The sequence below is a fragment of the Desulfobulbus sp. genome (assembly GCF_030824455.1).
Lineage (GTDB): Bacteria > Desulfobacterota > Desulfobulbia > Desulfobulbales > Desulfobulbaceae > Desulfobulbus.
Genome location: NZ_JAVBXR010000124.1, coordinates 106,463 through 124,366 on the forward strand (window position 1 = coordinate 106,463; position 17,904 = coordinate 124,366).

General features: G+C 50.6%; 13 protein-coding genes. 6 read left to right on the top strand and 7 right to left on the bottom strand.

The features are described 5' to 3' along the window. Position 1: 1 nt before the first annotated feature. From RCH93_RS17380 to RCH93_RS17390, 3 genes are read right to left on the bottom strand one after another with little or no spacing between them, the layout of a single operon-like run. A complete protein-coding gene (locus RCH93_RS17380) occupies positions 2–598 on the bottom strand; it encodes a hypothetical protein (RefSeq protein WP_306549701.1) in 597 nt (198 codons plus the stop codon). After that, positions 595–2,067 carry a sensor histidine kinase gene (locus RCH93_RS17385; RefSeq protein WP_306549702.1) on the bottom strand — a complete coding sequence of 491 codons (1,473 nt, stop codon included), beginning with the start codon at positions 2,065–2,067 and terminating at the stop codon, positions 595–597. The genes RCH93_RS17380 and RCH93_RS17385 overlap by 4 nt, the downstream gene beginning before the upstream one ends. 6 nt (positions 2,068–2,073) lie before the next feature. Further along, positions 2,074–3,021 (bottom strand): VanZ family protein, encoded by a 948-nt coding sequence (locus RCH93_RS17390; RefSeq protein ID WP_306549703.1) that lies wholly within the window; start codon positions 3,019–3,021, stop codon positions 2,074–2,076. A gap of 216 nt (positions 3,022–3,237) precedes the next feature. Between RCH93_RS17390 and RCH93_RS17395 the strand changes: the two genes are divergently transcribed. From RCH93_RS17395 to RCH93_RS17420, 6 genes are all read left to right on the top strand, one after another. Continuing rightward, positions 3,238–3,492, top strand: a complete 255-nt coding sequence (locus tag RCH93_RS17395) for a ComEA family DNA-binding protein (RefSeq protein WP_373693316.1) — start codon at positions 3,238–3,240, stop codon at positions 3,490–3,492. A gap of 388 nt (positions 3,493–3,880) precedes the next feature. After that, positions 3,881–4,528, top strand: a complete 648-nt coding sequence (locus RCH93_RS17400) for a PEP-CTERM sorting domain-containing protein (RefSeq protein ID WP_306549704.1) — start codon at positions 3,881–3,883, stop codon at positions 4,526–4,528. Between the two features lie 156 nt (positions 4,529–4,684). Next, on the top strand, positions 4,685–5,473 hold the full coding sequence (locus RCH93_RS17405; RefSeq protein WP_306549705.1) for a hypothetical protein: 789 nt from the start codon (positions 4,685–4,687) through the stop codon (positions 5,471–5,473). A gap of 193 nt (positions 5,474–5,666) precedes the next feature. After that, positions 5,667–8,378, top strand: coding sequence for a PKD domain-containing protein (locus tag RCH93_RS17410; RefSeq protein ID WP_306549706.1), 2,712 nt, complete (start codon positions 5,667–5,669; stop codon positions 8,376–8,378). Positions 8,379–8,601: 223 nt separating this feature from the next. Continuing rightward, entirely contained in the window at positions 8,602–9,504 is a 903-nt protein-coding gene (locus RCH93_RS17415) for a PKD domain-containing protein (protein WP_306549707.1), read from the top strand. 10 nt (positions 9,505–9,514) lie between these two features. After that, on the top strand, positions 9,515–11,767 hold the full coding sequence (locus RCH93_RS17420; RefSeq protein ID WP_306549708.1) for a hypothetical protein: 2,253 nt from the start codon (positions 9,515–9,517) through the stop codon (positions 11,765–11,767). 95 nt (positions 11,768–11,862) lie between these two features. Here RCH93_RS17420 and RCH93_RS17425 read toward each other — a convergent pair whose 3' ends face one another. From RCH93_RS17425 to RCH93_RS17440, 4 genes are all read right to left on the bottom strand, one after another. Next, the gene (locus RCH93_RS17425; RefSeq protein WP_306549709.1) at positions 11,863–13,221 is read right to left on the bottom strand and encodes a phenylacetate--CoA ligase family protein; all 1,359 of its coding nucleotides are present in this window, start codon (positions 13,219–13,221) and stop codon (positions 11,863–11,865) included. 115 nt (positions 13,222–13,336) lie between these two features. Further along, positions 13,337–15,187, bottom strand: coding sequence for a GNAT family N-acetyltransferase (locus tag RCH93_RS17430; protein WP_306549710.1), 1,851 nt, complete (start codon positions 15,185–15,187; stop codon positions 13,337–13,339). 44 nt (positions 15,188–15,231) lie between these two features. Then, positions 15,232–16,755, bottom strand: coding sequence for a lipopolysaccharide biosynthesis protein (locus RCH93_RS17435; protein WP_306549711.1), 1,524 nt, complete (start codon positions 16,753–16,755; stop codon positions 15,232–15,234). Further along, on the bottom strand, positions 16,755–17,897 hold the full coding sequence (locus tag RCH93_RS17440; RefSeq protein ID WP_306549712.1) for a glycosyltransferase family 4 protein: 1,143 nt from the start codon (positions 17,895–17,897) through the stop codon (positions 16,755–16,757). The genes RCH93_RS17435 and RCH93_RS17440 overlap by 1 nt, the downstream gene beginning before the upstream one ends. Positions 17,898–17,904 lie beyond the last annotated feature (7 nt).

The following is a 17,904-nucleotide window of genomic DNA, read 5'->3' on the forward strand; positions in this document are numbered from 1 at the left end:
GTCAGCGCTCCCTGTTTTTAATGATGTTCTCAATATTCTTCAGCTGTTCAATCTGGTTTTGCAGTTCATTGACGCGGTTTCGGTCTTGCGTGGCTGCTTGTTCCAACAGCTCATTGCGTTCGGCCAGATCTTTGTTTTCAGACTCCAGGCCCTCTTTTTCATCGCTGGTCTTGTTGTTCTGGGTCCAACGGATAGTCTTTTCTCTGTCAATTCGCTGCATCAACAGATAAATGCCTTGCAAGCCAGGGGCCGCGTCTGGATGATTCTGAATATAGCGGGAGAGCTGGTCCATCCCCTCTTTAAACTGCTTGTAGCCGGCATAGGGGTGCAGGCTGAGACAGATCTGGTTGCGGGCGTCGGCGTCGCCTTTGCTTTTGGCAAAGCGTTCCGCCGCCTCGGCATAGGCGGCCTTGAACTCTTTGCGCGTCATTTTCCGCTGAGCGCCCACACAGGACAACACCGCCTCGGCGTCCGTGGGACGAAAAACCACGGTTGCCGTTTGCTGATCCGGCAGGGGCTGTTTGCCATACCGCCCGGCGCAACCCTGCGCCAACACGACCGAGACCGTCATCATCACCAGCAGTACAAAACGTTTCATCCTATTGCATCCTTTGTTTTCAATGACGCGGCAGGCAGGATTGCCGCAAAGCGGGCGCCCTGACCATCACCGCCGGGCAGCAACCGAAGGGACCCGCCACAATTTTGCATATATTCTTTGCTGATGGCAAGCCCAAGACCGGACCCTTTGACAAAGGAGCGGTTCTTGTGCCTGCCTTGAAAAAAAGGGAGGAAAACCTGCGGCCGATCCTCTTCGCTGATGCCGGGGCCCGTATCCTCAACCAGAAGCGTCACCTGACCGCCCTTGTTCTTCAACGTAACATTGATCTCGCCGTCGTCCGGGGTGAATTTCACCGCGTTGCCCAGCAGGTTGTCGATCACGGCTTTCAGCTGTTGCGGATTGCCGCTCACGGTTGCCGGTTCCATCTGCAGGTTCAAACGGATGTTGCGCGCAAGCAAGGCGTTGCGATGATCCTCGGTTACCTCGGCAACAAGCGCGTCAACCCGAACCGCCCGGAGATCAAGGGGCATGTCCCTGGCCTGGGCCATGTTGAAGTCGAGGATGTTTTGAATGAGGCGCTGGAGCTTGCCGCAATTGCTGTCGAGAATGGCCACCACTTCGGCCTGATTGGAGCTCAGCGGGCCCACCAGGCCGTCTTTGAGCAAGCCCGCCCCCTCTTTTATAGAGGACAGCGGCGTTTTTAACTCGTGGGAAATGTGGGCCAGCATCTTCACTTTTTCCCGGTCCAGGACGTCGAGCCGCTTCCGAAGCCAGTCGAGCTTTTCGCCGATGGCTTCAAGGTCGCGGGGCCCGGACACCACAATGGGTGTTGCAAAATCGCCCTCCCCCAACCGTTCAATGCCCCGATCCATTTGGCTCACAGGCTTCACGATCAACGAGATAAACAACACCACCAGCAACACGCTGAATCCAATTAAACCGGACACCTGCCAGACCAGGGTTTTCTTGTTGCTCTGCACCCGTTCCTTGAGGAGGTCGACCTCCTGAATCATCAACGCGTTGCTCAACCGTTCCAGTTGCGCGGCCAAATCGCCAATCTCGCCGTACCCGGACAAGGTTGCCTCCTGCTCGCTTTTTGAGATCTCGGGATCGCTTGCTCCAGCATGCAACTGCGCCACCAACGCCTGTTCCTTGGTCTGCAGCTGTTCAATCAGGCGAGCCAGCTCGCCTTCGGTGTAAAGCCCCACAAACGGGTGCAGCAATTCGGTCAATTCGACATGTAGCTTGTCGACATCCTCCAACTGCTCCGTTTCTCCCAACACGCTGAACAACCGTGCGGCGCGCTCTTGCCCATGCAGCACATCCGCAACCTTTTTGCTGGCCTCAATTCTGTTCACCGAGCGAAACACGGCGACTGCGCTCTGCTGGGCCAGACTGTCCAGAATCTGAATCGAACTGACCAGCGCCACGATCAAGGGCAGCGCCACAAACACAAATCCGGTCAACAACAGCGAAAAAAACGAGTGGGGACGATAGAGGCGACTCACAACAGTTCACTTCTCGAGGTAGACATGGTCGAGGTAGATCTCCATCGGACTGGCCTGCTGAACCACGAACAGACCGAATCCTTCGATATGCTGCATATCCATGACGCGCCCTTTGGGGGCGTTTTTCACCCGCTCCAGGGAGACCGCCAAGTCGTTCCATCCCTGCTGGACAACAAACTGCTGGTTGAAACGGTCGGAAAACTCCGATCCATGCTCCTTGTGATGGACGTCATGGATGCGGCAATTGAGCACGAAACCAGCGGGTTGCGAATTATAAACGCTCCAGTGCAGGGTTTGATACCCCCGCCAGTCACCGGGAAAATGCAAAAGGACCACCCCGGAATATTTAGCTGTGGACAATTGCACCCGCATCGCCTTGCCGCCGTGGCGAACGATGGCATTTTCCTCGCGCATCTGCTGGATATTCACCCACCGATAGCGCTCAAACGGCGTTTCAAAATCAGAAAGTCTCGGAAACTGGTTGACGGCTTGGCGTTCATCTATAACCGCCCGAGCGAACGGCCAGATGGCCGCACTCATCAAGACGATCACGCCCAACTGGAGCAAGTGCCGCCGCAGACCGCTGAGAAGGGGCGGGCGGATGAAGAAGGCAAGCGCCAATAGACAGCCCAACTGATTGCGGAGCAAATCGGACAAGTCGGGAGAACGCCCGCCAGTGAACATTTGCAAGAATTCCACCAACAAGCCAATAAAAAACACAAGAATAAAAAGAGCGCAGCAGGCTCGAAGCCGCGACCACGCCGCGACCCAGGCTTGAGGGAGAGCATGAAGCCACAGAGACATGATCATAAAAAAAAGGATATGCCCCAGGTCCCACGCGGTTTGAAAAGAACGCGAGGAGTAGTAGCCCGGCCCTCCTAGAAAAAAGAAAGGGAAACCGATGAGCAGAACCACCCACAAATGAGGGAGGATCTTCGCCCTATTTGACGTCATCTTCTCGCATCTCGAGGCAATGGCAAAATTCCCTTAAAAATTATTTTCAATGCAGATTTCCTCAAAAGCATTGCGCTGCAGTCAATTTGAGTTTTGCACAACAATACGTCAAGAGTTGTGCAATATTTCGATTTGACATCGCCTGCCGCCGTTCCCTACCATTGAGCAATACGGGATCTCTCCCGATTTCCATCCAACTCTATCAAAGGAGGCATTGTGAAAAAACTGTATCTGACCCTCATCCTCGTTCTCTTTTTTGCAACGGCTGCCTTTGCCAAGGTGAACATCAACACGGCGAATGCGGACGAGTTGGCCACACTCAACGGAATCGGCAAGGCAAAAGCCGAGGCCATTGTCGCCTACCGTACCGCCAACGGAAATTTCACAACCGTTGACGACCTCACCAAGGTAAAGGGGATTGGCGACAAAATCATTGAAAAAATCAAGCCAGAGGTTACGGTCGGCGAGTAACGCTCCTGCGCCAGCCGTCGTCAATCACGGCTGGCGCACGTTGGAAATGGGCGGGAATGGGCGCAAAAGCAGGTCCATTCTATCACTCCCCGTTTCCGCTTAAAAATGCCCCATCCCGCTCCCATACCATCCCGCACCCATATAGAGGTTACGCCGACTCGCCTTGATTTCCAAACCACCACATCACCCCACAGGAAAGCGAAGGGAACATCATAGGTTTTATTTCTGTTGTCCCGCAGCAGTGGAGGCGGATATCAGCTTGTACGTTGCATTTATATATAAAATCAACTCCTTGAATTCCGCCCTTTTTATTTACAAACCCACTCAAGTCGTTTAGCATTCCGCATTGGACTGACTCTTTTTCTTCATCCCGCGTTGGAGGACTCAAGTGCGCACTTTTCCATCAATGCTGATCGCTGTTTGGGCCGCCACTGTTATCTTCCTCACCCCAGCCTTTGGCGACAGCACATCAGCCGAATACACAATGCTCTACGATCCAGACTTTCACCTCTACTGGTTGGTCGGCAAAACCCCTGACACCAGCAAAATGACCTGGAGTGAAGCGAATGCCTGGGCGGAAAATCTTTCCTTTGGCGGATATGACGACTGGAGCCTTCCGGATACTCCCGACGGGACATGGGGATACGACAACAAAAACGTATCGACAAAATACAATGTCACTGAGAGCGATCTCGGTCATGTTTATTATTCGCTGCTGAAGCTCACTCCAGACAAGGGCATCAAAACAACCTCGTCTCCTTTTACCAACCTGCAAGCCGGATATTACTGGTTTGGCAGCTTATCCAAGACCTGCGACGACCAAAACAATCCAATGGGTTGGATATTCGATTTTCGATTCGGAACACAATTCCTTGCCTCAACCAACACCAAGGCCTACGCCATAGCCGTACGCCATGCCCCAGAACCATCCACAATCTTCCTCTTTCTAGCTGGACTGTTGACACTCTGTCGCACCTCTTGCGAAAAGAAACGCCAACTCAATTCCTTAGCTGAGAAATCCCTAAACAGGGCATAAAAGCGCTGCCATCCATCGCTTGCCTCCCCCCTGTTTTTTCCCTCTTGATTTTTCCCCGTTCCACCCCATATAATCAAACATGGGAATGCAAAACATCACGCACTCAACAAGTTAGCAATTCCAGCTCAACCCCTTGCTTTCAATAGGAGAACCACCATGTCTGAAAAAAAACGTTTGGGCGAACTCCTGATCGATGCCAGCCTGATCACCGCAGAAGACCTCAATCGGGCGTTAAAAATGCAAGTTGGCGGCAATCGCCGACTGGGGAGAATTCTGGTAAAAATGGGCGCTATAACCAGCGATCAATTACTAGAAACGCTGTCCAGCCAATTTCAACTACCAATCATCGACCCCGACCAGGAACATGACCCGTCGACAAAAGGCGTGCTTCCGAGATATCTCTGCAGCAAATACGAAGTATTGCCGCTGGGATTGGAGAGCGACACTATTCTCAAGGTGGCGATGGCTGACCCTTCTGACAGCGAGGCAATAACCGATATCGAAAATTTTACCGGCAAGGCCGTGCAACCCTGCCTGGCCCGGCAGACGGAAATTCACCAGGCGATCAAGCGTCATCTTCGTTTGTCGTTGAGCGATGTTTTTAACCCGCAGAGCTATACCCGATACGCTAAGGTGGCCTCCACCCTGGCGCTCGTTTTGATTCTCGTTGTCGCCGGTTTTACCTACCGTTTTTACATCCAAGCCAAATACGGCTCTGTCACTCGAACCGCCGAAGCAGTTATTTATAAAAATCACGATCTGATGGTTGGCATTGATCAGTCTGGAAAAGCCACCTTGCTCGGTCGTGGCGCGCACGCCAACGGTTACTATTCCATCTCTTTTGATTCCACGGCCTCGTTGGCAAAATTCATCGACAACAAAAAGGATGATCTTTCGTCCAACCAGTATGAATGGACGCAATGGGCGCTCTCCAAGGGCCACTGACCGGATGCTGCACACACGACGACATAAGCTCCGCAAATTTCAACATGGTAATCAGGCGACCCAACACATTTCCCCATTACCGCGCAACATGCTGTAATAACTGAAAAGTCGTTAAGCATCACAATGGCACGATCTGTGCTTCCTTTCTTTCAACGACTTTTCGGCCCACACACCTCTTCATGCGGGGAAAACGATGCAACTCACCCTAATCCGTTTACTTGTCGCTTTTTGCTGTTGGCTGCCATTTTTTGCCTCGGCGGCAACCCAGTCTGTCCATGTTGAATGGGGATACACCCCGCCAAGCGAGCCGGCGGTAACTGGTTTCAAGCTCTATCAAGAAGGCGTGTTCGCCTGTCAGGTCGAGGACCCCAACGCTACAGCCATGGATTGCGAGGTTACCTTAACCGCTGCCACCACCAATTTCACCTTGACCGCCAGATTCAGCGACAGCACCGAGAGCCCGCATTCAGCGCCCTTTGCCTTTACCACGACCGACGCAACTGTCCCGGACACCACGCCCAAGACTCCAGCTCCGGACCCCGATACCGACACAGCAACAACCGAATCCGGCAGCAAACTGTTCACCTTTTCCTGGGGTTCAACCGCCGATCAAACCACCCTCAAAGGCTACAAAATCTACCTGAACGACGTTCCTCTTTGCGAAACCAGCACCCCCTCCGCCACTTCGCTAGCCTGCAAGGCGGACCTCATCCGCGGCGTCATGACTTTCGGCATGACCCAGGTTGCCGCCGACGGCAGCGAAAGCGCCGTTTCCAACCTGCTGGTGTTTGACCCCACCGCCTATCCGGAACTATTCACCACCAAACTCGTCACCTTCAACTGGGAATACAGCGGAACAACAGACATCACCGGTTTCCGTGTTTATCAAAACAACGCGCTCATCTGCCAAACCACTGACCCGACCGCACGGCAGCTGGCCTGCACGGTAGACATCAACAGCACGCCTGTTTCCTACGGATTAACCGCCGTGCAGTCGGACGGCTCAGAAAGCATTCTCTCCAACCTGCTCACCTACACCAGCGATTCTTCCACAACCGAACCAACCGACACCACCACCTTGAAAGCGGTAATCACCGCTGCTCCCCTTACCGGAACAGCTCCCGTGACGGTTGATTTCAACGGGACTTCTTCAACCGGCTCCATCTCATCCTTCCAATGGGACTTCGGCGACGGAGCAACCGCAACAGGCAACACCGCCAGCCACGCATACACCAATGCAGGCGCCTACACGACAAAGCTGACCATTACCGATGCCGCCGGACAGACAAGCATAGCTTCCGCAACGGTGACAATTACCGAACCCGCCACCCCAGCGACGCCACCGACGGCGGTCATCTCTTCATCAGGCGCTGCCGGCCCTGCCCCCTTGACCGTGAATTTTGACGGTTCCGGGTCCACAGCCGCAAGCGGCGCCGCTATAACGAGCTATGCATGGAGCTTTGGCGACGGTTCTTCGGCCACCGGCACCGGTACGTCCCACTCCTTTACATCGGCCGGAACCTACGACACCACGTTGACCATCACCGACAGCAAAGGCTTAACCAGTTCAACCAGCACCCCGGTCGTGGTCACGGCGGCGATAATCACCAACAAAGCGCCGACCGCAGTCACCAGTGCCGCGCCAATAACTGGAACAATCCCCTTGACGGTCACCTTTGACGGATCACCGTCCACTGACAGCGATGGAACCATCGCTTCCTATACCTGGAATTTTGGCGACGGCAGTTCGGCAAGTGGGAAAACCGTCACTCACACTTACAGCACCGCAGCAACTTTCACCGCGACCCTTCAGGTAGCAGACGACAAAGGCGCCACCGGGTCCGCTGTCACGACAATCACCGCCCAGCCTAAAGAGCAGGAAACCTCCCAGCTCAACATGGAAACCGGAGAAATTTCCGTAACCGACAAGTGGGTTCGGGTTCCTCTGACCGGAACATTTCAAAATCCCATTGTCATTGCCGGCCCGGTTGGATTCAACAATGCCGACCCAGGCGTGGTCCGCCTGCGCAACGTGGATAAAACAGGGTTTGACATAAAATTTGCCGAGTGGAATTATCTGGACGGAACCCATCCGGAAGAAACCCTTAGCTATCTGGTTGTGGAAAAGGGCCGCTTTACCCTGGATGACGGCTCGTCTGTTGAAGCTGGAAGCTTTGCAGGAACCACCAGTTTTAAAACGATATCGTTTAGCACAGCCTTCGCCAAAACACCGGTAATGCTCACGACCATCGCGTCGGCAAACGAAGCGGACACCATCAGCGGCCGAATCAAAAACATCGGCCTCTCCAGTTTTGCCTACTACTTCCGGGAGCAAGAGAAGAACACCAACACTCACGCCAACGAAACAGTCAATTTCATTGCCTGGGAACCCGGCACGGGAAGCATCGGTTCGGTGCAGTTCGAGGTTGGAACCACAGCTAAAGCCGTAACCAATGCCTGGTATAGCCGCACATACCAAACATCGTTCACACAACCACCACTGCTGCTGGCAGACATGCAGACCACGGCCAATACCGACACCTCGGCACTGCGGGTGCAACTACTCACCGCAACGGAATTTCAGGTAAAGGTGGAAGAGGAAAAATCTAAGGATACCGAGATAACCCATCCTGTAGAAACAGTCGGTTACCTTGCACTCAACCAAGCGGAGGAAAAGGTGCTGGCGACCTTTGCGTGGGACTTCGACGCCGCCCAGGAAGCCAATATCACTGGATTCCAGGTTCTAGCCAATGGCGAACAAATTTGCACAACTAACGCCGCGACAGCCAGACAACTAAGTTGTGAAATAACCAAACCTGCCACTGCAAAGGCGTTTACCATCCAGTCGATTGAAAAAACGGGCGGCCTCAGTTCTCCCTCAAACACGGTCATCTACACGCCATGAACCTCAGCGCTCATCACGCCAATATGCGCCAACGCGAGAGGATGTTCCTGACCAGAGAAGATATAGCGAGTGTCACGAAGCCACCTCCTTGTACAATCACACGGTCATTTCGAAGCGCGAAGGCCGTTGCAATCTTAGCTCATTGCCACCAGATAGATCGAAAAAATTACCTCGCCCTCTGTACAATTACAAAAGGCCCTATAAGCACCCCAGGAGAGCACCAATGAAAACAACCAAGCCCACTGCCCAGGCACTCCGCGCCGTAGCCCTAACCGGCCTCCTCTCACTTGCCTTTGTCATCCCGGCAAATGCCGTCGACTTTTCCGGCAGCCTCACGGGAGTTACAATCACCGACGCCAAAGTTACCAACAGCCCCCCCGTTGCCACATTCACCTACAAGCAGGACGGCGAGACCCTCCTTTTCGACGCCAGCGGTTCATCTGATCCGGATGGCAGCATTACGGCCTACAAATGGGACTTCGGCAGCGGCTCCGTAGCAGAAGGGGCAACCTCCTCATACACCCCCACTTCTCCCGCCAACGTTCAAGTAACGCTGACTGTTGTGGACAACAATAACGGCGTGGCCTTAAGCCAACGAACAGTGGGGCTCGCTCCTAAAGGCGTTCAAGACGATTTCTCGACCGACACTGCCGGAAATTACACTGTTCTTAAAGGCGGACTCAAAGTGGCCGACGGCGCTATGCATTCAAGTGGCAACTGGACAACAACCTACGCCATCCACACTACCGAACTGGCGTCAGACAACCACACGGTCGAAGCAGATGTTTTTTATAGCGGATCAAGCGGAACAAGCGGGTTGCTGTTCAGATTTAATAAAGAGCAGGCTACCGGATACAGTGTTTGGTTTGCTAGCGGAAGAATCATGCTGAATGCTTACAGTAGCGGTTCAGAAAAATTCATCTCATTTTATGATGGTAAATATGCAGCAGGAATTTATCGCCTAAAAGCTGAGATATCAGGAAACCTGATCAAGATTTATGTGAACGGCACCCTTGTTTTAGAGAAGACAGACAGCACATACGGTACAGGCAAGCAGATAGGTTTAAAGATCAATCCATACGGTGACGCCACATCGGTTACTGTCGACAATTTAACTGGAAATTAGAATAACGCCTATGAACAGGATAATTTTTCATACATTTGCATTTATCCTGCTTGCAACTACCAGCAATGCAGCCATAGAAAATCTTGACGAAATGGCCGCGCGAAAGGAACGGCGGGCAACGAATACCTATTACAGCGGGGAATCGGCAGGGAATGGGTGGAATCGGCAACCTGAGTCTCTGATGTATGCTGACACCAGGACCGGAAATGAGGTGTGGGTGCTCTCAAATACACCTAACAAATCCAACGTGTACTATACCGACATATCCCCTGCAAACCCTTGGTCCGCAGATGGGGCAAGGGTTGGTTTTTTTAGCAACAGGCCAGTCAGCGAGTTTACACGAACTGCAGGGTCTTCTTTAGACGCTGCCATAGCTTCAACATTTACCGTTAACACTGATGGTTCACACCTTCGGGCTGCTTATGATTCTTCTGAAAGGACATATTCATCATCAGGTACACAATATTTCTACTGGAGTCCGGTTATTCCAAACACATATTATACAACTGGAGGTAGATTCAACGGTCAGTCCCTGGACTCTAGCGCCATTTACAAAAATACAGTAACTGACAAGGGTACGATTTATAGCAAATTAGTTGATTTACCAGGAGTCGACTCTGACTATTATGGAATGAAAAAGATAATCAGCCCTGATGGCCAGTATCTTCTTCCTAAAAAAGATGGAAAGTATTTCCCCGTCAGAGTTCATCCGGAAGCATCCGCAGGAATGCTGGACACCGATGGATGGGCCGAGTACCGTGGACAACTCAACCAGTTTGCGGGAGGGGATCCGTTTGGTTGTCGCCATGATATATACTTCCCGTCACCTGATTTTATTGTAATTCTGTATTCAAACGACTGCAATTCCGCTCAACCAATACTTTACAAACTAAATATAAAGGGCACCGACCCAGACGGTGGGCCGGCGTTCGATGACGCCGAGTTGAAGTATGCAAATTTTGGTGATTTTGAAACCGAACCATTGTGGAACTATATGCCTCCCCGCGTCCCTTGGAAGCTCGAACCAACAAATATGAAACATTGGTGGGGACACCCAGGATTCGACAGATGGGGGAGGACCGTAACGTTTGGGGATGGCAATGGGTATCAATTGATAAACGGAAATTTATATGAATTTGGAGGTCCTGTTACGTGGGATTATAAAGCTCGGAAACTAGAAGCGCAACCTGCCGGCACTTTACTGCCTCAAGTCCTCGTAAATAAAGGGGCTTCATACAATGACCACAACGCATGGTCCGATTATTTCGCGCTCTCAAACACTGGTGCAGGAAAGCCAGAAGAGGATCAGTGGGTAGGAACTGCAGAGTACAACAAGACTGCGGCTAACAAGAATGATTTCAGAATGGTTTCTTATCATTACCAAAACCAAAACGGCTCAACCAGCTATACCTGGACCAGCAACAACAGAATTGCTCAAAGCCCGGACGGAACTAAAATATCTTACGCAATCACTTTTTTAACAAACATCGCAAACACAGGCGACCTCGCCTATGCAGTCGCGCACTACCCACACCCACCTGAAATTACCAGCGTCACCGACAATAGCGGCGCCTATACGGTGCGTTTTGACTGGCGATTAGGAACGGCAACCCCGCGGGGTTACACTAAGCGGGGGTGGCCCAATGAAGCAACTGACAATCCGCCGCCGCCAAGGGAAACCAAACTGTTCCGAGTGTGGCGGTCCTGCGACAAGGTCGATGACTGGAAGCCCTTGGGCACCGTCAATGCAGATATCTTCAGCCGGTATGATTTCAGCACGGGCCAGTGGAAAGGCAATGATTATTGGGAGTTTACCGACGACTCCAAGCCTTCCGGAACGTGCTATTATGCGGTGACGGCACAAGAACATTCGGGGCTGGAATCTCGCACGTTATCAAATGTCCTGAGCACGACAGGCACGCAAACATCAGAGTATCCGAGCGACCCCAAGGGAGCAAAACCATTCTACCTCGTTGCACCTCAATGGCCCAAACCAACAGTCAGCAAGCTTAGCACGCCCGGCCAATATCGTCTTGATTGGGAAGAACCTGCGAACGCTATGATTCGTTATTACAATATCTATTATTCAACGGATCCCATTCCCAAAGCCATTCAAAGCCAACGGATCGCATCGGTTCCTAAAGGAACCAACACCTATGTTGATTGGTTAGCTCATCCAACGAGTGAGGGCCACTATCTGATAACCAGCGTCGACAGCCAAGGGAATGAATCTTCGCTTGCCAGAAGAATGCTAACCCCTTGAGCAAGAGGAAAATAAACAGCATTGAGTGTTCGCAAAGAGTCTGGGACGCGAACTCCTTCCCTTCACAGGAGAAACAACAGGCCCGTACTTCCGCACTAACAAAACGGATTCTCTATTTTTGAGATGCAAAACCGATATTTCCCAGAAAGTTCAGATTGAATCGAGGCCACATATTCAACCTGCCAAGCCATCTGGTCGCCAAAGCGTTCTCTTGCCAGCTGATCAATATCACTGACGGTATGGCTTGAGAACGCCTCCCCTTTTACTATCTTGAACACCAGCAAATCGATTTTTTCCTGAACAATCTGCATCTGTTTCACACCGGGAAGATGCATCGCAAAATTTTCTGTTAGAGAAATCCCTGATATATACTTGCCGTCCGGCGTAACCACATAATCGGCTATCCGGCCTTCAAGAGAATCCATAATCGGATAGGTACAGCCACAGGGGCAGGCGCCCTTGACCGAAGGAACGCCGACATCGCCGACCTTGTACCGAATGACAGGCATGCCGTAATTGGTAAGATCAGTCACAACAATGGCCCCAGGCTCACCGGGCGCCACAGGCTTACCGTCACGAAGAAACTCAACAAGCAAAGAATCGCAATTCAAATGCATATTCCCTTGCGCACATTCACACGCAATCAGGCTGACTTCTTCACAACCGTAACGGTTAGTTACCCGGCAACCAAAAATCCGTTCAATAGTTTCACGCTCAAAATCATGCAGCACCATGCAGGTGCTTATAATGCCTTTGGGCCGAATGCCGGACAACCCGTTTTGCTCCATAAATCGGGCAAACAGAAAAAGCGAATGGGCATGGCCAAACAGAATGACAGGCTGCTTTCTGAGTAGCGCCTTATGGTATTGCCGCATCGTCGGTTCGTCCATCTTCAAGGTGTCGAGATAGAGGTGACGATTCAGCAACATATTGCGCAGATACATCCGCCAGTTCTGGTAGCACTCCGGATTTCCCCAAATAGCGCCCACTCGCTCGCCAATGTCCCAACCGGACCAGCGGTCATAAACAATTGTCACCGCACGCTTCCACTGATTGCTGGCTTCATCCGTATACAGTTCCACTGAAACCCCGGTGGAACCGGAGGTCTTCTTTGGCATCAAGCTGTCTTTTGGTATATTTTTGGCCGTCATACCATCTTTGTTGGCTCGGAGGTCATCCTTCGTCAACAATGGCAACCGTTGCAGGTCGGCAAGGGTGCATATACTATCCGGCGTAATGCCACATTCCGCAAAGCGAGCGCGGTAATAAAGCGTCTCCTCATAAGCATGGCGCACAAGTGATTTCAATCGCCGCAATTGATCCTCATGCACTGCCGCAATCGGCCTGCGGTGCATGTCTTCAATAATTTTAACATAGTTCAAATATGGCGTTTGCTCCCTCATTGCCCACAGTGGGGCAATAATGCCTCGTATAAAGGTTCCTGTCATGCTCATTACGTTTTCCCCCTATCTTTACCCAAAACACGATCCACTCAAGTGTTGTACAGGATCAAGGAAATGCCAAGGCCGGATGATGCGCAGACCGCAGTCACTTGATCATTAAGGCTCCTCACCTGAGAAAATTCAAAGCTCGCATGATTTTCAAACGGACGGCATCAACCAACCAGCGAAAAAAAGGTAGTGGGTCGTCCGGTGCAAAAAGGCAGTATGCAGTCGGTCCGGGCAACGGTTTGAGCAATTCGGCCCACGTCACCTTCCCCTCACCCACCGATACTCGAACCGCCTCGATTTCTAATTGCAAATTCATGTAGGACGCAGATGGCCGGGGTGGACAGGCGAAACAAGGTTCTCCAATGGCCGCTAAGTAGGTATCCAACACGAGGTTGGTTCCGGCGATTTCCGCCAAGGGGCTAATCGCTTCAGGGCGAAAATTTGTTTCAATGTAATAAAGATCTTGAGTGCCCTGGCGTCGTTTTGCCTCAATTCCGATAAATCCTCCAATCTTAAACAGTTCGCATAGCTTTATCGACTTTTCCTCCATTTTGTCATCTTGGTGGATTACCCCTGAAGACATTAACCCAAACCCAGGAGGCTTTTGCCGTAATTTATGACCACTCACATACGCACGCGCTCTGCCCAGAACGTCACAACTCGCCATAAATAAAAGTACATCCTGATCGGATCCAGGTATGTATTCTTGCGCAAGAAGTTTGGTGCGTTCATCATCAAAAAATTGTTTCGCTTGCTCAACAAAACCTGCCGGAGAATCATAAATGAGCACCTTCTCGAGGAAGTTGCCAACCGTATGCCGAGCAAGTGGTTTGACAATAATAGGAAATTGCATTCGTTCACATACCGCGTCCAACTCGTCAGCACTCTGCAAGACCATCGATTGCGGTACACAGAACCCTGCTTCAACTGCTGGAGGCAACTGGTTTGCCTTCTCTAAATAATGGCCGACATCACCCATGGGCAATATGGTGAAATGCTTTTCAAGAAAAGGCCGTATCGAATGCAAATTAAAAATGTCATTTTCGGTGATATGCATCATCACCGGCTTCTGCTTGCACGAACCCATGGCAGCCAACATTGCTGTCAGCCGCTGGATGAGTTCTTGGTCAGTAATGTCTCCAGTAAACTGTTCTATCCTGTGCGCATATCGCGTTTTTCCTGTGTATGTTAAGGGACCCTTCACCAACAAATACACCGGAACCCCATTGCGCCCCAAGGCGCGTATCATACTCAGTAGGGTAGAACCGTCATGACGAACCTTGGAAACAATCACCACCGGAACAACAGGGAACGAGCCGGATGCCAAGCGAACACCATAACGAAACACCTGAAACGGGCATCCCAGTCGGCTGCCATGAAGGACTGTCCCCAAGATTGCAAAGCCTGCTTTAAGAAAAGCGCGGAGAGAAAAAATACGCTTGGGTCGTATTAAAGCATACGCAAATGCATACCCTCTCTGCTTTGCAATATTAAGAGTATAACACAGCAGAGCCGTCGCAATGCCCTTTCCGCGCGCTTCTGGAACCGTATACAGGCGGCTCGGCGCACAGGCTTTGCTGGCTCGTTTTTCCAAGGGCAGAACATTCGGATAATACCAATCTCGGAGCCAAATGACGCCCAGCAGTTGATTGGTTATCGAATCGCGCGCAACAAAACAGGCTATACCAGCCTTAAAGCGTCCGTATATCTCGTTGCGCAATACAGGGCGGGGCATCGCCGGGGTTGGAGCCGACAATTCATCAGGAAATGTTGCGACAATGTCTTCCAGATCATCGGTTTCATTCCCTTCGCGAAGAGCAAAAAATTTACCATCAAGCAATTCTTCAGCCGTTTCAGCTTGGCCCCACTCCTTCAAATTACATTCAACCAGAACACTCTCGACTCTTCGATATATCTTATTGAGGCGCTTACGAATTTCCCAAGAATAGTTTCGGTATTTGTCATTCATATCTACGCATGGCCCCATGCAACTTGACATTTTTCTAACCATAATCAAATTTTTCCTTTGAAAAAAATCTGTTGGAACCGCTGCAATACACTATTGCGTACATTTTCATCCAAAGAAAATTTCCAGATGGCCAACAGGTAAATGGCTCCAGACACACCGATCTGAATCAAAATATTCATATAACTTTTTTCAATGAACAACATTTTAAAAATCCACAAGGAAAGACCCAACAGTAACAGAGCAGGAAAAATGCGTATCAATGTCATGCGAAAATAGGTCCACAAGGGTATGCGCATCACAGCACAGGCCATGACCACAGTGAATATATTCCCCAGAACTGTTGTGATTGACGTACCTGCGGCGACCCCAACCACTCCCCACAGATACCCACCACCCACGCCCAGAGGGACACTGAGCACCGAAAAAACAAGCCACATCAACGCAGGCTTGCCATGTTTACCCTGGGCGGTCAGTATACTGAAAGCATTGGTTGCAAACGAGTCGGCCACTAAACCAACCAGCAAAAGGTACAACACCAGCCGCCCGGCAGCCGAATATTCAGGCCCAATCCACAGCTCCAAAAATGTTTCGCCACAGAAAAAAATAACAATGGGCATGCCTAGCGAAACAATTTGCAAAGCCAGAGTAGTATTTAACCAGGAGTTTTTTAACACTTCAACGTTCCCTTTACCGATAGTCGCACCGAAATAAGGGACCAGGGGAAAGCCTATCGCCCTGGAAAATCCTTTAGCATAATCAATCAAGCGGTTGGGCATGACAAAATAGACAATATGCCCCAAGCCAATCACATGCCCGATGATTAATGGCACGCTCTGATTCTGCAATCGGGAGGCAACCATCATCGCGGCACTTTTCAGACTGAAAAGCATCATCTCCCTCGCTTTCTTTCGGCTTACCGCAGATAGGGCCACGTTAGGGATGTCCCGGTCTAAAATTACAGCTCCAACAAATAATAAAACCTGAACCGCAGTATAACACGGTTGCAACAAGGCCATCACGAGCAAGCCCTTCCCAGGATACCGCAACAGCAGATAATAGGAGACTCCAGCCCGAGTGATCAGCAACACTATTCGGACACTATTGAGAAAATAATGGCGCTGCATACCGGAAAGCGTTGCGGTAAAGACCTGCAAAGGAAAAAGCATGGCAGCATTGATACCCAGTAACAGAAAAACCGTTTCGAGGTTGGCAATATCCCGTATTTCCTGGCCGGCTATCAGTCCGGGAGAATAGCTTAACATTGAGAATAACAAGAATGCGACAACACCCACGGGAACAAAAAAAGCACACGCGGTGCTCATAGTTTGCTGCAAATCCTTCTTATCCTGCCTGCCGTCAGCAATCGAAACAAACCGCACCAGGGAACCGCCAATCCCCAGATCAAGCAACCCCATATAACCAACGACGCTTAACACCAGTTCCCACAAGCCATAATCGCGATTTCCCAGTGCATGGATGTACACAGGGCTCATGATGAAGGCAACGACGACGTTTGCGACATAGAGCGTGGTGCCCGTCAACGAATTCAACAGTAATTTTTTACTCATCACCGCCCCAATATCTGCGTTATAAGGTGTAGGAGTTTCACTGATGAAAGATTGACATCATACCGAGCGCGTGCCTCCGGTATAAAATCCCGAAAAATTTCAGATGGGTTGTTACAGATTGAATCCAGCATCAAGTCAGTCAGAGCAACAACATTCTCAGATTGAAAAACCTTTGCCGGGGTCTCGGCAACTGTTTCCCTAAGTCCAATGCAATCAGAGGCTATCAGTGGAGCCCCCATACAGAGAGCTTCCATCGCCAACAAACCGCTCGCCTCCCAACGTGAGGGCATTACAACCACGTCTATTTGAGGATAAAGATGATGCACCATCGGTTGAAAGGGCAGAAAATGAAAAAATCTATTCAGCCCTTTTTTTCTAATAACAGCTTGATATTCCCGCAAATAATCGCCAGAACCTATTGCCGCGACAGCGAAAGGTTTTCCATCATTTTGCTGTTGCAGGCTCAAGACAGCTTCGATCAAAAGATCGAAACCCTTTTGCGGCATAAATCGCCCTAAAAATCCAAAAATGAAGGTGGCCTGATCAATACTCAACGCCTTACGCAAAGTTAGTGGTTGTGCAGGCACAGTGTCCAACACTTTCAGCTCAATGCCATTAGGAATAACCACTGCATGTGGCCCATCAGTTTTCAATCGAGGATATTGACAGTACAAATGTTCGAGAATATCATTGCTGACCGCATATAAGACCGTTATCCGCGATAGTATCCAGCCTAGCGCCCTTCGTTTTAGTGAACCAAATTTTCCCGTAACGTACTGAGACTCGACAATACCATGAATAGTCAATACATGGGGAATTCTGAAACACACATTTGCCAGATATACAGCTACTGATGATATGAAGCCCTGGCTGAGAATAATATCATAGTTGCTTATTTGCAATTCCTTGAATATTGCAACGGCAAAATCGCGAGTATCTGAGGACCGTACAAGCTTCAACTCAGCATTACATGCAGTACAATCTCTGAAGAGAGCATGGTCTTCCTGAGTAGAGGCTGCCAATACGGACAACCTGCAAGAGGATGGCAAATGGCTGAACATATAACGCATATATGTTCTGATACCCCCAAGCGGCCAACGGGCAACAACCAACACTCTGATATTCATTTTGTCAAGAGACATTGTCAGA

Bases quoted from the DNA above. Each gene is read 5' to 3' on its own strand.
- RCH93_RS17415 (WP_306549707.1), top strand. From the start codon at position 8,602: ATGAAAACAACCAAGCCCACTGCCCAGGCACTCCGCGCCGTAGCCCTA.
- RCH93_RS17420 (WP_306549708.1), top strand. From the start codon at position 9,515: ATGAACAGGATAATTTTTCATACATTTGCATTTATCCTGCTTGCAACT.
- RCH93_RS17425 (WP_306549709.1), bottom strand. From the start codon at position 13,221: ATGAGCATGACAGGAACCTTTATACGAGGCATTATTGCCCCACTGTGG.
- RCH93_RS17405 (WP_306549705.1), top strand. From the start codon at position 4,685: ATGTCTGAAAAAAAACGTTTGGGCGAACTCCTGATCGATGCCAGCCTG.
- RCH93_RS17390 (WP_306549703.1), bottom strand. From the start codon at position 3,021: ATGACGTCAAATAGGGCGAAGATCCTCCCTCATTTGTGGGTGGTTCTG.
- RCH93_RS17410 (WP_306549706.1), top strand. From the start codon at position 5,667: ATGCAACTCACCCTAATCCGTTTACTTGTCGCTTTTTGCTGTTGGCTG.
- RCH93_RS17440 (WP_306549712.1), bottom strand. From the start codon at position 17,897: ATGTCTCTTGACAAAATGAATATCAGAGTGTTGGTTGTTGCCCGTTGG.
- RCH93_RS17380 (WP_306549701.1), bottom strand. From the start codon at position 598: ATGAAACGTTTTGTACTGCTGGTGATGATGACGGTCTCGGTCGTGTTG.
- RCH93_RS17430 (WP_306549710.1), bottom strand. From the start codon at position 15,187: ATGAATGACAAATACCGAAACTATTCTTGGGAAATTCGTAAGCGCCTC.
- RCH93_RS17435 (WP_306549711.1), bottom strand. From the start codon at position 16,755: ATGAGTAAAAAATTACTGTTGAATTCGTTGACGGGCACCACGCTCTAT.